This window comes from Methanosphaera sp. ISO3-F5, assembly GCF_034480035.2.
Lineage (GTDB): Archaea > Methanobacteriota > Methanobacteria > Methanobacteriales > Methanobacteriaceae > Methanosphaera.
The window spans coordinates 1,778,643-1,795,651 of record NZ_CP118753.2 but is presented as its reverse complement, the minus strand read 5'-3'; the positions used below and the strand labels follow the sequence as shown (position 1 = coordinate 1,795,651).

Below are 17,009 nucleotides of genomic sequence, written 5' to 3'. Positions count from 1 at the left end.
ATTTTACCTTCAAAAAAACAATAAATTAAAAAAAAATACCCCACCAGAATAAAACCCTAGAAACTATATTAATAATTTTAAACATATATAAATAGAGAGTATAAAAATATTTAATTTAAATAAAGTATTAAAAGATAACTAAAATTAACATAATATCATTAAAAATGCTACGATTCAATAAAAACAGGAGGTAAGTTAATTGATAGTTGGTACAAGAGGTAGTAAATTAGCTACAACCCAAACACAAACTGTTGTTGACTCATTGGAAAAAATAACCGGTGAACATATCGACACCAAAATAATAAAAACAACAGGAGATAAAATAAAAGATTCACAATTATATAATATTGATGCAAAAGGAATATTTACAAAAGAACTAGACACTGCATTAATAGACGGAGACATAGATTTTGCAGTACATAGCTTTAAGGACCTTCCAAGCCAATTAAACGATCAACTAACAATAACCGCAATCCCAAAAAGAGAAGCCGTAAACGAAGTACTAATCTCCAACTACACATGGGACGAACTACCAGATGGTGCAACACTAGGAACAAGCAGCGTCAGAAGAGAAGCATTCTGCAAACTACACGAAAAAAACATAGTGACAAAACCAATCAGAGGAAACATTGACACCAGAATAAGAAAAGTAGAAGAAGGAGAATATGATGCAACAATAATGGCTATCGCAGGAATAAACCGTCTCGGATTACAAGAACATATAAAAGAAATATTTGATGAAACATACATCGTACCTCCTGCAGGACAGGGAGCATTAGCAGTAATGACCCATAAAGATTCTGAATACAACGATGTAATCAGCAAACTCAACCACGAAGACACAAGAATCGAAGCATTATGTGAAAAAGCAATACTAGAAACAATAGAAGTAGGATGTCAATGGCCAGTCGGAATTGTTTCAAAAGTAAAAGGAAATGATATTAAAATACATTGCAAACTCTTAAGTCCTGAAGGACAAATACTAGCAGACATTAATGAAACTGCAAAGAAAGATGATGCAATCAACACAGCAATATCTATCGGAAACAGATTAAAAGAGGATGCATTATGAAAGAAACAAATGTAGGAGTAATCGGAGTAGGAGCGATGGGATACAACCACGTAAGAATATACTCCGAACTAGAAAATGCCAACTTATTAGCAATATCAGACATGGTCAGAGGAACACTTGACAAAGTATCCAAAGAATTCAACACCGTCGGATACGTAGACATGGATAACATCCTCCAATTAGACGATATTGAAGCAGTAAACATTTGTGTTCCAACAGTATTCCACCATGACGTGGTCATGAATGCAATTGAAGCCGGAAAAAATGTTCTAGTAGAAAAGCCAATAGCATCAAAACTGGATGAAGCCCAGGAAATGATAGACGCAGCACATGATGCAGGAGTACTGCTGGCAACAGGACACGTTGAAAGATTTAACCCAGCAGTAAGAGTGGCTAAAGAATTAATCCAAGCCGGAGAAATAGGAGATGTTGTAACTGCACATGCAAAACGTTTAGGCCCATACCCACCAAGAATAAGAGATGTTGGAGTAGCAATCGACCTTGCAATACACGACATAGACATATTTAACTATTTATTTGATGGTAAAGCTCATACAGTATTTGCTAATATGAGCAGCAACCTTAAAAACTGTGCATTCGAAGATCATGCAGAAATCATGACAAAATACGAGAACGATGTACTGACAATTCTCGAAACAAACTGGCTAACACCATACAAGAAAAGACAACTTAACATAACAGGAGTAGAAGGAATAATATCAGTAGACTATGGTGAACAAAGCGTAACAGTTTACAAAGAAAATGATAAAGTAGAAAAAGTAAAAGTAGAAAACAAAGAACCATTAAAAGAAGAACTACGTTCATTCATTAATGCCGTTCAAAATAACACCACACCAGAAGTTAGTGGAGAAGATGGTTTTGAAGCACTGAAAATTGTTGATGCCGCAATGAAATCATCCAAAGAAAAAAGTTTAATATATTTAGATTAAAAGAAGATGAGTACTATGAACAACAAACTAATAGAAAAAGCAACAGAATTAAGAAACAAAGGATTAACAACAGGTGAAATTGCTGACGAATTAAACATATCCAAGGACACAACCCAATGGTTAATCATGCAGATGAGTAATGTAACCAAAACCAAACAAAAACAAAAACCTGACGATTTCGCAATAAACTGGAAAACAGTAGGATCCAGTTCAGCAAGAATGCAGTACGTTTCAAGCGCACTAGCAGACCTTGCAATCGAGGAACAGGAAATAGACGTTGTTGTTGGAATAAGTGTCAGCGGAGTACCATTCGCAACAATAATGGCAGACTTACTTGATGCAGAATTATCCGTATTCCACCCTGTTAAACACATGAAGAATGAATCCGCACAGGGAGCAATAAGTAACAACTTTGCAACCATTAAAAACAAGAAAGTTGTTATTGTTGATGATGTAATAACTAGTGGTACTACTATTACCGATGCAATCAATGTATGTAAAACTCATGGTGCACAACCAGTAGCAGTCACAGTACTTGTTGATAAGAAGGGACTAAATGACTTGAATAATGTACCTATTAAATCATTAATTAAAATTAATAAAGTAGGATAAAATTAGCTCTCTTTTGAAAAAAATATATAATCAATACCATATATATAATAATATAATAAAGCGTGCAATTTAATAAGGATGGTTTTAAACCTTAAAGGGTTAAAAGGGATTTACTTTTTAAATGAAACAGTATTTTGGAGGATATGTAGTTTGAAGAAATCAAATAAGAATAATAATAAAAACAGGAACAATAACAACAATCAGCAGGGAGAACAAACAGTTCGTGTAAGAAGTCCACGAAAAGGAGAAATTCCTGGAATTGTTGAACAAATCCTTGGACATGGAAAACTCAAAGTAAGATGTAATGATAAGAACATCAGATTATGCCGTATACCTGGAAAAATGAAAAAACGTATATGGATCCGTGAAGGTGATGTGGTACTTGTCAAACCATGGGACTTCCAAAGTGATGAAAAAGCTGACGTCATATGGAGGTACACACGTACCGAAGCTAACTACCTTGAAAGAAGAGGATTCTTAAAAATATAAGTATTAATAAGGAAAGCATTTCGATGGACTTAATAGAAAAATTAGAGCCAGCACTTATTTTTGGTTCTGTCATATTAGGTTTGATGTTACATGATATAGAGTTTCTTCGAAGTATAAGTCCATCACTCATAACTATTTTTTTAGCATTAATGCTGTTTGCACTATTTCTTGATGTTCCACTGAATGATATCAGGAATAGTTTCAGAAACATTAAATTTACGAGCACCAGTTTAATCATTAATTTTATCTGGACACCATTATTCGGCTATTTTCTTGGTAACCTGTTTTTAAATGGTAATCTGGACTTGTTCATCGGATTTGTGATGCTGATATTAACTCCGTGTACTGATTGGTATCTTGTATTTACGAAGATGAGTAAGGGAAACCTGCCACTTAGTTTATCAATATTGCCACTTAACTTGGTGCTTCAACTGGTACTGTTGCCGGTTTATCTGTTATTGTTTTTCTCCAGTTCCAATAGTTTGGAGTTAGTGAATCTGGCTGATAGTTTAATAACATTTATTGTATTACCATTTATTGCTTCATTAATAGTAAAATATATATTGAAGGATAAACCTATTAAAGATAAGATAACATCAGGTTTCAGTAGTTTACAGTTGCCTTTCTTATGTATTGCAATTTTTGGATTGTTCAATACTGAGGCTAAGAGTTTAATAAGTAATCTTGACCAGATAGGTGTACTGTTTATTCCGGTTATATTGTTTTTTATTGTGAACTTTATACTGGATTATGTTGTGAGCAGAAGATTAAAATTTAATTACGAGGATTATGCAAGCCTTACACTAACTACTCTTGCCCGTAATTCACCCCTTGCATTGGCTATTGCAATTAGTTCTTTCACTAATCATGAGTTGGTTGCTATTGCCCTGGTTGTTGGGCCGTTAATTGAATTACCAGTATTGTATATTGTGTCAAGAGTATTGCTTAGAATAAGAGAAGATTATTAAAGGGAGGATGTTGCTTGAAGGAAAAACATTACCAGGATGCAGATAACCAGATGCGAAAGTTAGAGGAAACAAAAAGGCTTAAGAGTGTTGAGGATAAGCAGGTATCTAGTGAAGTGTTTGATAACAAGACTTTGCAGGTATTATATAAGTTAGCTAAACAGGGATATCTTAAGAGCTTGAATGGTGTTATAAGCACTGGTAAAGAGGCTAACGTTTTTCTTGGAATTGATGATGATGACAAGGAAGTTGCTGTTAAGATTTACAGGGTAGTTACTCTTGATTTTAAGAAGATTAAGGAGTATATAGCGGGGGATCCACGTTTTAAAAGTCATGGAAATAATACTCGTCAGATTATTACTGCTTGGACTCAGAAGGAGTTTAAGAATCTTAGCAGGTTATATAAGTTGGGCTTGAATGTTCCTGAGCCTTACACTGCTAATGAAAACGTGCTCGTTATGGAGTACTTGGAGCATTCCCCTGATGATGCTAGTGCTGCTCCACCTCTTAGCAAGATTAAGCTTGATAATGCGGGTGAAGTGTTTGAGGAGATTATTGATTTCATGGATGTAGCATATAATGAGGCTCAGCTTGTTCATGGGGATCTTTCAAGGTATAATATTCTTTATTCTCATGGCCATCCTTATGTTATTGATGTGTCCCAGGCTACACTTACTAGTCATCCGTCTAGTATGCAGTTGTTGGACAGGGATATTGAGAATATTGTTTATGATAGTAAGAAGTTTAATTTAAATTTAACATTTGATTATATTAAGAACAGAATTGTGAGAAAAGAGTGAAGGTTGATTATGATGTTGATTAAGTGTGATATTTGTGGTCATGAGTTTGATCATATGAATGCTGGCTGTTGTGATTGTGGATATGATTGTGGTGGGGCTAATATTAAATGTCCTAATTGTATGTTTGATATTGAGGCTCCCGAGGAGATTCGTGGCGATATTTTAAAACAGAAAGAGGAAAGGTCTATTTTTGTCCGGCTTGAGAAGGAATTGGATCTGTAATTTTCCACACCATTTTAAACTTTTTTTTAAAATCTTAATATTATACAAATATACTTTATTAAAGACTATGATTTTAATTAAATTGAATAAACAAGTATAACAGATAGATGATACCCTAAAAGAAAAACTAATTTATTGTTTTATGAAAATATAAATAATTTTAAATAATATCTTAACCAATATAATAATAGAATGTGAAGATGCTAGGCTAAGTATCATCACCACCAAAAAAATAATCTCATTATAATCTTTTTAAAGTGAGATTACAGTAATTAAAATACAGAAAAAAAATTCAATCATATTATTTTATTTGATATAACTAATTATAAACACCACATTTAAGGAGCTTTTATTTATGGTAAACACAGAATATCTAAAAATACCAAAAGACCGTGTAGGAGTAACTATCGGTAAAAACGGTAAAATCAAACACCAACTTGAAATTATAACAAAAACTGAATTAAAAATAGACAGTGAAACAGGAAACATTTCCATCAGTTCAACAGAAGAAACAGATGATCCTCTAGCAATATGGAAAGCAAGATACATGATAAAAGCTATAGGAAGAGGATTTAACCCAGAATTAGCATTAAGATTACAAGATGATGATCTTATCCTAGAAATCATTAACTTACAAGACTATGTTGGAAAATCCAAGAAAGCACTAGTAAGACAAAAAGGAAGAATAATAGGTAAAAACGGCCGAACCAGACAAATCATGCACGACATGCTAGACGTGGAAATCAGCATCTATGGTAAAACCGTGTCACTCATCGGAAAAATTGAAAACATACAAATGGCAAGAGAAGCCATAGAAATGATTCTTGACGGTTCCAGACAGAAAACAGTATATGCTTACCTTGAAAAGATGCATGATAAACTTAAAAGAAAAGAATTTGATGAAATGGTTAATGGTGCACCAGATGAAAGAGAATTCTTACGAGAAGACCTGGATACTGATGAAGATTTCACTGATGCTGAAGAAGATTACAACCAAGCAGCTCTCGACGAAGAAGAAAATGAAGAATCAGAAGAAGAAGATACTGAAGAGAGCGAAGAAGTTCCTGAAATATTATAACCACCCCACCACACATTCTTTTTTTCAACAAAAGAGAGGATACAAAACATATATTCCTCTGAACAAATCATTATATTACACTTTCACCCCATAATCTGTTAATAAATAACTTTAAATCTTATGTAGAAAATAACATCATAAAGAGAATAAGCAGTTACTTTTTTTCATACCCCCCATAAAATAAGGTGTAACAGGATGAACATTAAACCAGAAGAACATACATATCCATTTAAATTTTCAATAATAATGGCAGTTTATAATAGTCAAACATACCTAAAACAGGCAATAGATTCAGTTATTATACAAAGTATCGGATTTGAGGAAAATGTTCAGCTAATAATAGTTGATGATGGAAGCCATGACAATAGCCTGGAAATTGCACAGACATACAAGAACAGATTTCCAGAAAACATACATGTAATCTCACAGGAACATGGAGGAGTATCATCAGCAAGAAATAATGGATTATCCCATGCAAGTGGAGAATACGTTAACTTTTTAGATAGTGATGATTACTTATCAGAACAGGCACTGGAAAAGGTAAATGATCACTTTAACAAGTATCCAGACAAGTTTGACCTAGTATCAATACCAGTATACTACTTTGGCAGAAGAAACTGTGCTCATGAATTAAATTATAAGTACACCAAGGATGGAATAATAAATTTAATTAAAAAACCGAATATGCCACAAATAAGCATATCCTCCTGTTTTATAAGAAGAGAGTGCATAACAGGAAAAGCTTTTAAGGAATCTTTAATCACTTCCTCTGATTCCTTGTTTATCAATAAGTTATTATTAGAAAAGATGAGATATGGAATGGTTAAGAATGTTAAATATAACCTTCGTTTAAGACATTCCCTTAACTCATTAAATGACAATGCACCATACCATATGGAATATTATATTCCACGTTTAAAGGAGTATTTTATTGATTTACTTGATTATTGTCTTGAAAAAATGGGAGAAGTTCCAAAGTTCATACAATACACAGTAATATATGATTTGCAGAAACTTTTAAACAGGGACACTCTAGATATTTTTGAAGAAAACAAGGATAAAGAAGAGTTTTGTCGTTTATTAAGGAATGTTTTGAATTATGTTGATGATGAAGTAATTCTTAAAAACAGGAACATCAGGGATAGTTTTCTTAAAAACTTCATATACTACTTTAAATATGATGATTTTCATTCCGAAATATTAGATGAGGATGTTCTCCTAAAGATAGATGATTATAAGGTTGATACTCTTAGTGTGCATAAGTTTTGGTTAAATAATATTGATATTGAAAAGGATAACCTCTTATTGGAGGGTGATTTTACCAGTTACTTCAAGACATCCTATTTATCAATTGAAGCATTGGTAAAAACTGATAATTCACTTAAGACTATACGAGCAGATTTTGATGAAGAGAACAATCGTAGTTTCCTATCAAGAAATTGGCAGTACCGTTTTAATTTTAGTATTACTGTACCACTTGTTGACCTGGAAGAGTATGAAATTAACTTAAGAATTAACTACCATAAAAATGGTGATAATCAAGATTTCTGTGAGGATAATATTGTGTCTTCATATTTGAAAGTTGATTTTAAGCCTGGGACAAGGATTTCTAAGATTAATAATTTTTTCATCAAGGAAAAATATATTCTGCGATTTAATGATAACCGGTTTATTGTTTCACCATATTCAACGGTTTTTCCTTTTAAATTCTCTGTAGTAATGGCAATGTATAATACTCAGAATTATCTGTGTGAAGCTATTGATTCTGTTATTAATCAGTCATTGGGCTTTGAGGAGAATGTTGAGTTAATTATTGTTGATGATGGCAGTACTGATTCTTCCAGGAGTATTGCATTGGATTATCAGAGCAAGTATCCTGAGAATATTCGTGTTCTGGTTCAGGAGAATATGGGTCAGGCTGCTGCACGTAATAATGGTATTAAGCATGCCAGGGGACGTTATCTGAATTTTCTGGATAGTGATGATTATCTTGATGAAAATGTTTTAAGCAGTGTTTATGAGTTTTTTGTTGAACATGAAGATGAAACTGATGTTGTTTCTATTCCTCAGATGATTTTTGGCAGGTTTGAGAAGTCACATGTATTGAATTCTAAGTTTGAAAGTACTCGTGTTATTGATTTGGTTAAGGAACCTAATAATCCACAGTTGGCTTCTAATTCTGCCTTTTTTAAGAGGGAATTGTTTTATACGTTTGAGTTTCCTACTAATGTTATTTTCTCAGAGGATGCTATTCTGGTTAATAAGATTCTTCTTGAAAAGAAGGCGTTGGGCGTGATTAGTGATGTGTTCTATTATTATCGTAAACGTGAGGATTTCAGTTCAACGATTGATATTGTTATTGATCAGAAGGAGTATTTTACTGATAAACTTAAGTATTATTTTATGGAATTGATTGATTATGCTAAGTTTAAAGAGAGTAGGGTTCCCAGATTTTTACAGTATATGATTGCTTATGATTTACAATGGCTTCTTCAACAGCCGGATTTGGATTTATTAGAATCTGAGATTGAATTAAGGGAATTCTGGTATTACTTGGATAATATTGTTAAGCATATTGATGTTCCTGTTATTGTTAATAATGAGTATATTAAGGATTTGTTCAGAAAGAATTTCTTTTTGTATCTTAAGTTGAAGGATTTGCATGCTGAGATTGTTGATGTTGATGTTAAGTTAAAAATTAGAAATAGGCAGATTGATTCTATTAGCAGGCATAAGTTGTGGTTGGATATTGTTGAAATAGATGGTGATATGCTTAAGATTTCTGGTATGTTTGGAAGTTATTTTAACAGTGATTTTATTAGTGTTCAGGCTGTGCGAGAGGGTGATTGTACTTCTTGTTATACTGCAGATTTTGTCAGGTATTCTTCCCGTAGTAATATGAGGTTTTTGGGTATTGATTGGCAGTTCAAGTATTGTTTTGACGTGGAGGTACCATTGGATATAGGGGATTGCAGTGTATCTTTGAGGGTGAATTATCATAAGGATGGTGATAATGGTAATTTTAGTGAGGATAATCTTGTTTCACAATATTTGTTCATTGATTTTAGGGATCATGCTAACATGTCTTTTATTAGTGATTATATTGTCTGTGAACCGTATATTGTTAGTTTTAGTGATAATAGGTTTAGGGTTTCTTCGTATTCCTATGGTGGCCTTTTATCATATGAGGCAGGTGTATGGAGTAATCTTTTAAGTGATAGACCAAGTGGTTTTGTTATTGCATTGTTTATCCGCTTTATTTATATGTGTCTGTATCCTTTTATCAGAAGACGTGACAGGGATATTCTTTTGTTTATGGATCGTGTGAATTCTGCTGGAGATAATGCTACTTATCTTTATGATTATGCTAAGTCCTTGAAGGATGGTAATAGGAAGTATTTTGTTATATCTAAGAGTTGTTCTGATTATAAGATGATGGCAAAGAAGGGTGGCGTGTTAGCTCATAAGTCCTTGAAGCATAAACTATTTTATCTGTTTGCTGATAAGATTGTTACTTCTCATCCTTATGACAGTTATTTGAATCCGTTTTATTCTTCTGAAGATGATAAGAGGGGATTGTATAGGGGTTTGAATACTTCTAAAGTGTATTTCTTGCAGCATGGAGTAATTTATGCTGATCAGTCTGATTGGCTTAGGAAATATGATAAGAACTTGTATCTGTTTAATACTAGTTCTGATATTGAAAGGGAATCCTTGTATAGTGAGGGTTATAATTATGATAGGAGTATTATTCAGACTTTAGGTTTGCCACGTTTTGATGCTTTGTCTAATGAGGATAAGAAAATTATTTTGATTGTTCCTACTTGGAGGAATTATCTGGGTAATGTTGATTTACTCTTGGCTTCAGATTATTATAATGATTTGAATACTTTGTTATCTGATGAGAGTTTTGTGGATTTGGCTGGGCGTTATGGGTATAGGATTGTGTTTAAGGCTCATCCTAAACTTGAGGAGTTAGCTGGTAGTGGTGGTGTCAGAGAGTTGTTTGATGTTCATGAGGATATTGTTGTTTCTTGTGATGAAGGTTATCAGGATTTGTTGAATGAGTCTAGTTTGATGATTACTGATTATTCTTCTGTATTCTTTGATTTTGCTTATCTTAAAAAGCCTGTTATTTATTATCAGCCAAGGGATGATTATCATCATGGAAAGATGTATCTTGATTTTAGTCGTGATGCTTTTGGTAGGGTTGTCAGGTGTGAAAGTGAGTTGTTGGATAATGTTGAAAGGTATTTGGGGAATGGTTGTATGATGGAAGATGAGTTTGTTGAACGTGTTGATAATTTCTTTAAGTTTATTGATAAGGATAATTGTAGGAGGGTTTATGATTGGATATGTGAACATTAATTTTTCCTCTATTTGTTATTATTTTTTAGTAGTTATCATGACCCCCTTGAATACTTACCAAGACCCCCCCTAAAATAGCATATTTACATAATGTAGGATATATACCATGATTTTATATTGAATGTTTTACATATATTATAATAACAAAAAAATACTGAAAAAAAATAGTACATATAGGTAAACCTATAAAAGAGTACTAAACTAACATTATTTACTCATATAAACACGCAGAAAACAACTGAAAAAGAAAGTTGAAAAAATAAGAAAAAAATTAATACAAAAAAATATGAGAAGTAATAAAAAAAAACATCTAAAAAAATGGAGGAATGAAATCCTTGGAACGTGACACAAACGACATATTCGAAGAATTTAAGGAACTAACACCATCAGAATTTTTTAAAAGAAACAAACAAATGTTAGGATTTTCAGGAAAAATAAGATCCCTAACCATAGTATTCCACGAACTAATAACAAACAGCCTAGACGCATGCGAAGAAGTAGGAATACTACCAGACATAACAATAGAACTAAAAAGACTAGGAAAAGACCACTACCTACTAAAACACGCAGACAACGGACCAGGAATACCAGAAGACTACATAACAAAAGTATACTGCCAAATGTTCGCAGGAAGTAAATTCAGAAACATACAATCAAGAGGACAACAAGGACTCGGATGTAGCGGATGCGTACTCCTATCACAAATGACAACAGGACAACCAGTAAAAATCAGATCAAGATACAAAGACGGAGACGAACTAAAAGGAGTCGAAATGAGCGTAAAACTCGACGTAAAAAAGAACACCGGAATCATCCTAGACAGACAAGAATTCGAAACAGACAGAACAGGATCAGGAATCGAAATAGAATTCAAAGACGTATCATACTCCATGAGTGAACAAGGAGCATACGAATACATAAGAAGAACAGTAATAGGAAACCCACACGCAAAAATAGTATTCAAAGACCCAACCGGAAGAAAATACACATTCGACAGAGCAACAGACCAAATACCACCACTACCAAAAGCAGTACTCCCACACCCAAAAGGAGTAACAGCAGACGACATAATAGACCTATGTAAAACAACCAACAAAAAACGATTCAAAAACCTCCTAATGGACTCACTCAGCAGAGTATCAGCAGCAAAAATCAAAGAACTAGAAGAAGCAACCGGAATCGACATGAACAAACGACCAAAAAGCATAACATGGCAAGAAGCAGAAAAAGTCGTACAACAATTCGAACAAATGAAATTCATGGCACCACCAACCAGCGGACTAAAACCAATAGGAGACGAACAAATAGAAAAAGGAATCAACGAAATACTACTACCAGAATTCTCAACAGCAATCACCAGAAAACCACAAGCATACAGAGGAGGAGTATCCTTCATCGTAGAAGCAGGAATAGCATACGGAGGAAAAGCAGGAAGACTAGTAGGACAACAGAAAAAAGCAGAAATAATGAGATTCGCAAACAGAGTACCATTAACCTTCGACCAGGGAAGCTGTGCAATAACAGAAGCACTAAAAAGCATAGACTGGAGAAGATACGGAGTAAGAAACCTGGATGACGCACCAATATCAGTATTTGTAAACATAATCTCAACAAACGTTCCATACCTCTCAACAGGAAAACAAAGTGTAGCACCAGAAGAAGAAATAGTAAGAGAAATCAGACAAGCAACAATGAAAATAGCAAGAAAACTAGAAAAATACATAAGAACCAAAAAAGCAGCAAAAAACGAAGAAATGAGAGCAAAAATCTTCGAAGACCTAGTGCCAGTAGTAATCAAACAATCAGCACTCCTAGCAGAAAAAGACGTTCCAGAATACGAGAAAATAATGGACGAAGTAACACACAAAGCAAAAATCATGGACATGAAACATCGTCTAAAACAACCAGAAATAGAACCAATGCAAATAAAAGTAGAAGAACAGAAAATGAGAATGAAAACAGAAATGGAAGAACTTGCAGAAGAAGAACTGAGCATGACAGAACAAATAGACGAAGAAGAATAGGAGGGAACTGATATTTATGATGCAACACAAAGAACATGCACTAAACAGATTACGAGGAATGGGTGATGAAGTACTGGAAAAAATACTGGAAGAAGAAGTGCCAAGCATAAAAATTCCATCAAGAGGAACAGGAAACATCATCTATAACGAAGAAAAAAGATACTTCGAACTAGGTGACCGTAAAGGAACCAGATCACTAGGAAACGTGAAACAAATCAAGAAAATGGCACAAATGATGTGCGTAGGAAACTTCTGTAAAGAACTGGTTAACATCCAGAAAACCGCAACAATGAGGGAAATGTACTACGTATCAGAAGGATGGGACGTAGGATTCGACAACCAGCAGGAATCAAACAACATAACAGAAGACATAGAAGTAACACTAGGAGTGTCACGTGAAAACCTAGGATTATTACCAGAAGAAGACGGAGCAGCAGTATACGGAGACATCACACTAAGAGATGATGATGTAGAATTCAACGCACTTAGAATGGGAAAATCAGGATACTCCATACCACCAACAGTAGATGACGTGGAATTCGTAGACTCCAACGTAGAACGTATAATTGCAGTGGAAACCATGGGGATGTTCCACCGTATGGTACAGGAAAAAGCATACGACCGTTTCAACACACTCATCGTAGGACTTAAAGGACAAGCAGCACGTGCAACAAGAAGATTCATAAGAAGAGCAAGTGACGAACTAAACGTTCCAGTATACATTTGTAACGACGGAGACCCATGGGGATTCCACATTGGTATGGTAATCATATCAGGAAGTGCAAAACTAGCACACGTAAACCATGACTTAGCTACACCAGATGCAAAATTCCTCGGAGTAACAGCATCCGACATTACAAATTATGATCTTCCAACAGACAAGCTTAAAGACATTGACGTAGCACGTTTAAAAGAATTATCTGCAGACCCAAGGTACAGGGGAGAATTCTGGCAGACAGAAATTAAGAAAATGCTCAAACTTGGTAAAAAAGCCGAACAACAGTCTTTCTCCAAGTACGGTTTAGAATATATTGTAGATGAATACTTCCCTGCAAAAATTGGAGCAATAGAAGGTACACCACTAGAATAGACTAGGTAAAATATTACCTTACACTATTTCTTTTATTATAGGGGGTGTTAATCATAGATATTAAAAACATATTTAAGGGAAATTCTCTGCTGTTAACCATTGTAATGATTGTGCCGACATCATTATACTCTGGTGATATCAGCATAATTTTACCAACAATATTATTTATAGGAATAATCTCGGGAATAATAAAAAATGCTGATATGAATGAAACGTTACTTTCAACATTCATAGCATTCCTTATAGGATCTGTTATTTCGTTTATAATATCGTTAATTCTCGTATTTTATACTGAGGGTGGACTTTATGCTATTGCGCTCATACAGTATTCCTTGATAAATGTTATCTTTTTCACGTTAATAGGATGTGTTGGAGGAGCATTAGGTTATCATATAAGAGGAGAACTTAAGAAATAGGAGGAAACTTTCATGGAGTTTAAGAACATATTTAATGATAAGGCTTTACCGTTAGGTGTGATTATAATTATTATTACATACCTGGTTAGTGGAGCTAGTTCAAACATATTGCCATATGTTTTTATGACAAGTATTTTAGTTGGTATTATGAAACATGATTCTTTAGTAGAATCTGCAGTTGTTGGCCTTGTAACAACGTTTGTTGCTTGTTTGATTACTGCTATAATATCTTGTGGATTATACTTTATAATGTATGGTTCTGCTTATGTAACATACGCTTTAAGTTCAATAATATTTGTTTTCCCATTTTATATTGTTTTAGGTGCAATAGGTGGGGCTATAGGTTATTATTGTGCAAAAGAATTAGGATTAATTGAGTAAGAATATTTTTCTTCTCAATTATTATTTTTTTTATTTTTTTAGCTATTTTTTTGGGGTATTGACTATTTTTATTTTAGAAGCTATTTTTATAATGAAATATATTTTTAAATGTTATTAATGTGTGTGATTATGCTCATTTTCATGTTCATGTTCTTCATGTGTTTGGTTTTCTGTTTTGTTTGATTCATTTGCGTGTTCTTCGTGTTCGTGTTCTTCATGGTTATGTTCACCATGGTCGTGGTTGTGTTCTTCTAGTGTTATGTTTCCTTTTTCGTAGATGTTTAATGCTTGTGAAACAGCAACTAATGTGACTAGTATGATTAATGCAATTATTAGTATTGATACTTTTTTATTCATTTTCCTGTTCCTCTTTTTCGTTTAGTGCTGGTGTTAGTTCTGGTTTTATTTGGTGTAATGCTTTCATCACTACTATTGTAACAATACCTTCAAGTACTCCTACTACTGCTTCTATTGGTGTTATTACTGTTAGTCCGAATGTTATTGGGTATACTCCTGCTATTGCATATTGTATGCTGGCTATTAATCCGAGTAGTGTTATTGTTCCAAATCCTGATGCGAATAGTGCTAGGTTTTGATCGTGTTTTTTAAGGAAGTGGTATATGTAGTATGCTAGGAATGGTGCTATTATTGCCAGGTTTAGTAGGTTTATTCCCATTGTACTTATTCCTCCTTCTCCGAGGAATGCTTGTGCTATTGTTACTACTGTGTATACTATGGCCGATGCTTCCAGGTCATAGAGTGCCATTACGGTTATTAGTGATATGTGTACACAGGCTGGTATTGGTAATGGTATTTCTATTAGTTGTACTATCAGTATTGCTGCTGAAAATAGTGCTAGTACTGGTATGTCTTTTTCTGTGTGGTTTTTTCTGTATTTGTTTAGGCATAGTAATAGTAGAATTATGTATATTATTGTGTATATTCCCAGTTGTATTGGGTCTGATATTAATCCATCTGGTATATGCATTATTTTTCCCCCCATATTTTTTTTAATATTTTTTTTAATATTTCTTCAAATTTTTTTAAGAAAAATTATTGTATTTTTTTCTAATTAATAGTATAGTATAGATAATATAAATACTTTATATAACCCTAACAGGTATACGCATGGATAAATTTAAGTTTTATTAAATAATAATAAAAAACAGTTAAGCTTAGACCATATAAATGAATAAATGCACTTATTTACATATGAACAAATATGAATATATTCATACAAAACAACAAAGAAAAAAAAACAAAACCACACAACAACAAGAAACCCACCCCCCAAAAAACAACATACACAAATATTACAATTAATTATAAATAACGATTACCACCTTATATAGTAATATATTATATGATTGATTTTTAACGAATCATGATAATTTCCTTAGAATTTTATGATAGGACGTATTAATATGAAAGGTATCGGAATTAACGGATATGGAACTATTGGTAAAAGAGTAGCAGACGCTGTTACCGCACAAGATGATATGAAAATAGTCGGAATAACAAAAAGAACTCCTGATTTTGAAGCAAAAACTGCTGTTGAAAAAGGATACGACCTATACATTAGCGTTCCAGAAAGAGAAGAACAATTCGAAGAAGCAGGAATTAAAGTAAGCGGAACCGCTGATGAACTATTTGAAAAACTAGACCTAGTTGTAGACTGTACCCCCGGCGGAGTAGGTATAGACAACATGGAAAACATCTACAAAAAAATAGGCTTAAAAGCAATATTTGAAGGTGGAGAAGACCATGACCCAGTAGGCACATCATTCAACGCAGAAGCAAACTACGAAGAAAGCCTCGGAAAAGACTATGTAAGAGTAGTATCATGTAACACCACAGGATTATGTCGTACACTAAAACCAGTAAACGACCTAGCAGGTGTAAAAAAGGTAAGAGCAGTAATGGTAAGACGTGCAGCAGACCCAAATGATGCAAAAAAAGGACCAATAAATGCAATCAAACCAGTAACCACAGTACCATCACACCACGGACCTGATGTACAAACAATCATCAAAGGAATGGATGTTATGACAATGGCATTAGCAGTTCCAACAACACTCATGCACACACACAACATCATGGTAGAACTCGAAGACACTGTAACAACAGATGACGTGCTCGACGCATTCGAAAAAGCACACAGAGTACTGCCAGTAGATGCAGGCCTAAAATTAGGTTCCACAGCAGAACTCATGGAATATGCTAAAGACCTTGGAAGAAGTCGTGGAGACTTCTATGAAATTCCAGTATGGAAAGAATCAGTAAATGTAGTTGACGGAGAACTATTCTATATGCAAGCAGTTCACCAGGAATCCGATGTTGTACCGGAAAACGTTGACGCAATAAGAGCAATGCTTGAATTAGAAGAAGATGGTGAGAAATCAATATTAAAAACCAACAAAGCAATGGGTATCATATAAGCATACCCCTCCTCCTCTCTCACCACCCACGATTTATATTTACTAATTTTCATGAAAAAAAGTAGTTACTATAACAAATAAATATAATAAACATATGATAATTC

The 17,009-nt window shown here is 33.8% G+C and carries 15 protein-coding genes and 1 pseudogene; 14 read left to right on the top strand and 2 right to left on the bottom strand.

What is annotated here, in order from left to right; translation table 11 throughout:
- Positions 1–199 precede the first annotated feature (199 nt).
- The 13 genes and pseudogenes from hemC to PXD04_RS19475 all read left to right on the top strand — a co-directional run bounded on the left by hemC (position 200) and on the right by PXD04_RS19475 (position 14,467).
- Positions 200–1,072, top strand: coding sequence for a hydroxymethylbilane synthase (gene hemC, locus PXD04_RS19535; protein WP_323736488.1), 873 nt, complete (start codon positions 200–202; stop codon positions 1,070–1,072).
- A complete protein-coding gene (locus PXD04_RS19530; protein WP_323736487.1) occupies positions 1,069–2,022 on the top strand; it encodes a Gfo/Idh/MocA family oxidoreductase in 954 nt (317 codons plus the stop codon). The genes hemC and PXD04_RS19530 overlap by 4 nt, the downstream gene beginning before the upstream one ends.
- Positions 2,023–2,037: 15 nt before the next feature.
- Entirely contained in the window at positions 2,038–2,634 is a 597-nt protein-coding gene (locus PXD04_RS19525; protein WP_323736486.1) for an orotate phosphoribosyltransferase-like protein, read from the top strand.
- A 150-nt stretch (positions 2,635–2,784) separates the two neighbouring features.
- Positions 2,785–3,123: a translation initiation factor eIF-1A gene (gene eif1A / locus PXD04_RS19520; RefSeq protein WP_323736485.1), complete on the top strand. Its 339-nt coding sequence runs from the start codon at positions 2,785–2,787 to the stop codon at positions 3,121–3,123.
- Positions 3,124–3,146: 23 nt separating this feature from the next.
- Positions 3,147–4,091, top strand: a complete 945-nt coding sequence (locus PXD04_RS19515) for an arsenic resistance protein (protein ID WP_323736484.1) — start codon at positions 3,147–3,149, stop codon at positions 4,089–4,091.
- Positions 4,092–4,105: 14 nt separating this feature from the next.
- Complete coding sequence (locus PXD04_RS19510) at positions 4,106–4,888, top strand: serine protein kinase RIO (RefSeq protein WP_323736483.1); 783 nt, start codon at positions 4,106–4,108, stop codon at positions 4,886–4,888.
- Positions 4,889–4,897: 9 nt separating this feature from the next.
- Complete coding sequence (locus PXD04_RS19505) at positions 4,898–5,110, top strand: hypothetical protein (protein ID WP_323736482.1); 213 nt, start codon at positions 4,898–4,900, stop codon at positions 5,108–5,110.
- A gap of 355 nt (positions 5,111–5,465) precedes the next feature.
- Positions 5,466–6,077: pseudogene (locus PXD04_RS19500) on the top strand (KH domain-containing protein); the annotation flags it as partial.
- 306 nt (positions 6,078–6,383) lie between these two features.
- Positions 6,384–10,556, top strand: a complete 4,173-nt coding sequence (locus tag PXD04_RS19495) for a glycosyltransferase (RefSeq protein WP_323736481.1) — start codon at positions 6,384–6,386, stop codon at positions 10,554–10,556.
- Between the two features lie 335 nt (positions 10,557–10,891).
- On the top strand, positions 10,892–12,580 hold the full coding sequence (gene top6B, locus PXD04_RS19490) for a DNA topoisomerase VI subunit B (RefSeq protein WP_323737481.1): 1,689 nt from the start codon (positions 10,892–10,894) through the stop codon (positions 12,578–12,580).
- A gap of 19 nt (positions 12,581–12,599) precedes the next feature.
- Positions 12,600–13,670, top strand: coding sequence for a DNA topoisomerase IV subunit A (locus PXD04_RS19485; RefSeq protein WP_323737480.1), 1,071 nt, complete (start codon positions 12,600–12,602; stop codon positions 13,668–13,670).
- Positions 13,671–13,774: 104 nt separating this feature from the next.
- Positions 13,775–14,086 (top strand): hypothetical protein, encoded by a 312-nt coding sequence (locus PXD04_RS19480; protein WP_323736480.1) that lies wholly within the window; start codon positions 13,775–13,777, stop codon positions 14,084–14,086.
- 12 nt (positions 14,087–14,098) lie between these two features.
- Entirely contained in the window at positions 14,099–14,467 is a 369-nt protein-coding gene (locus PXD04_RS19475; protein WP_323736479.1) for a DUF5518 domain-containing protein, read from the top strand.
- A gap of 114 nt (positions 14,468–14,581) precedes the next feature.
- Here PXD04_RS19475 and PXD04_RS19470 read toward each other — a convergent pair whose 3' ends face one another.
- Both PXD04_RS19470 and PXD04_RS19465 read right to left on the bottom strand, forming a co-directional pair.
- Positions 14,582–14,824, bottom strand: a complete 243-nt coding sequence (locus PXD04_RS19470) for a hypothetical protein (protein WP_323736478.1) — start codon at positions 14,822–14,824, stop codon at positions 14,582–14,584.
- Entirely contained in the window at positions 14,817–15,455 is a 639-nt protein-coding gene (locus PXD04_RS19465) for an energy-coupling factor ABC transporter permease (RefSeq protein WP_323736477.1), read from the bottom strand. Before PXD04_RS19465 ends, PXD04_RS19470 begins: the two co-directional genes overlap by 8 nt.
- Before the next feature lie 436 nt (positions 15,456–15,891).
- Between PXD04_RS19465 and PXD04_RS19460 the strand changes: the two genes are divergently transcribed.
- On the top strand, positions 15,892–16,905 hold the full coding sequence (locus PXD04_RS19460; RefSeq protein WP_323736476.1) for a phosphorylating glyceraldehyde-3-phosphate dehydrogenase: 1,014 nt from the start codon (positions 15,892–15,894) through the stop codon (positions 16,903–16,905).
- Positions 16,906–17,009: the final 104 nt, after the last annotated feature.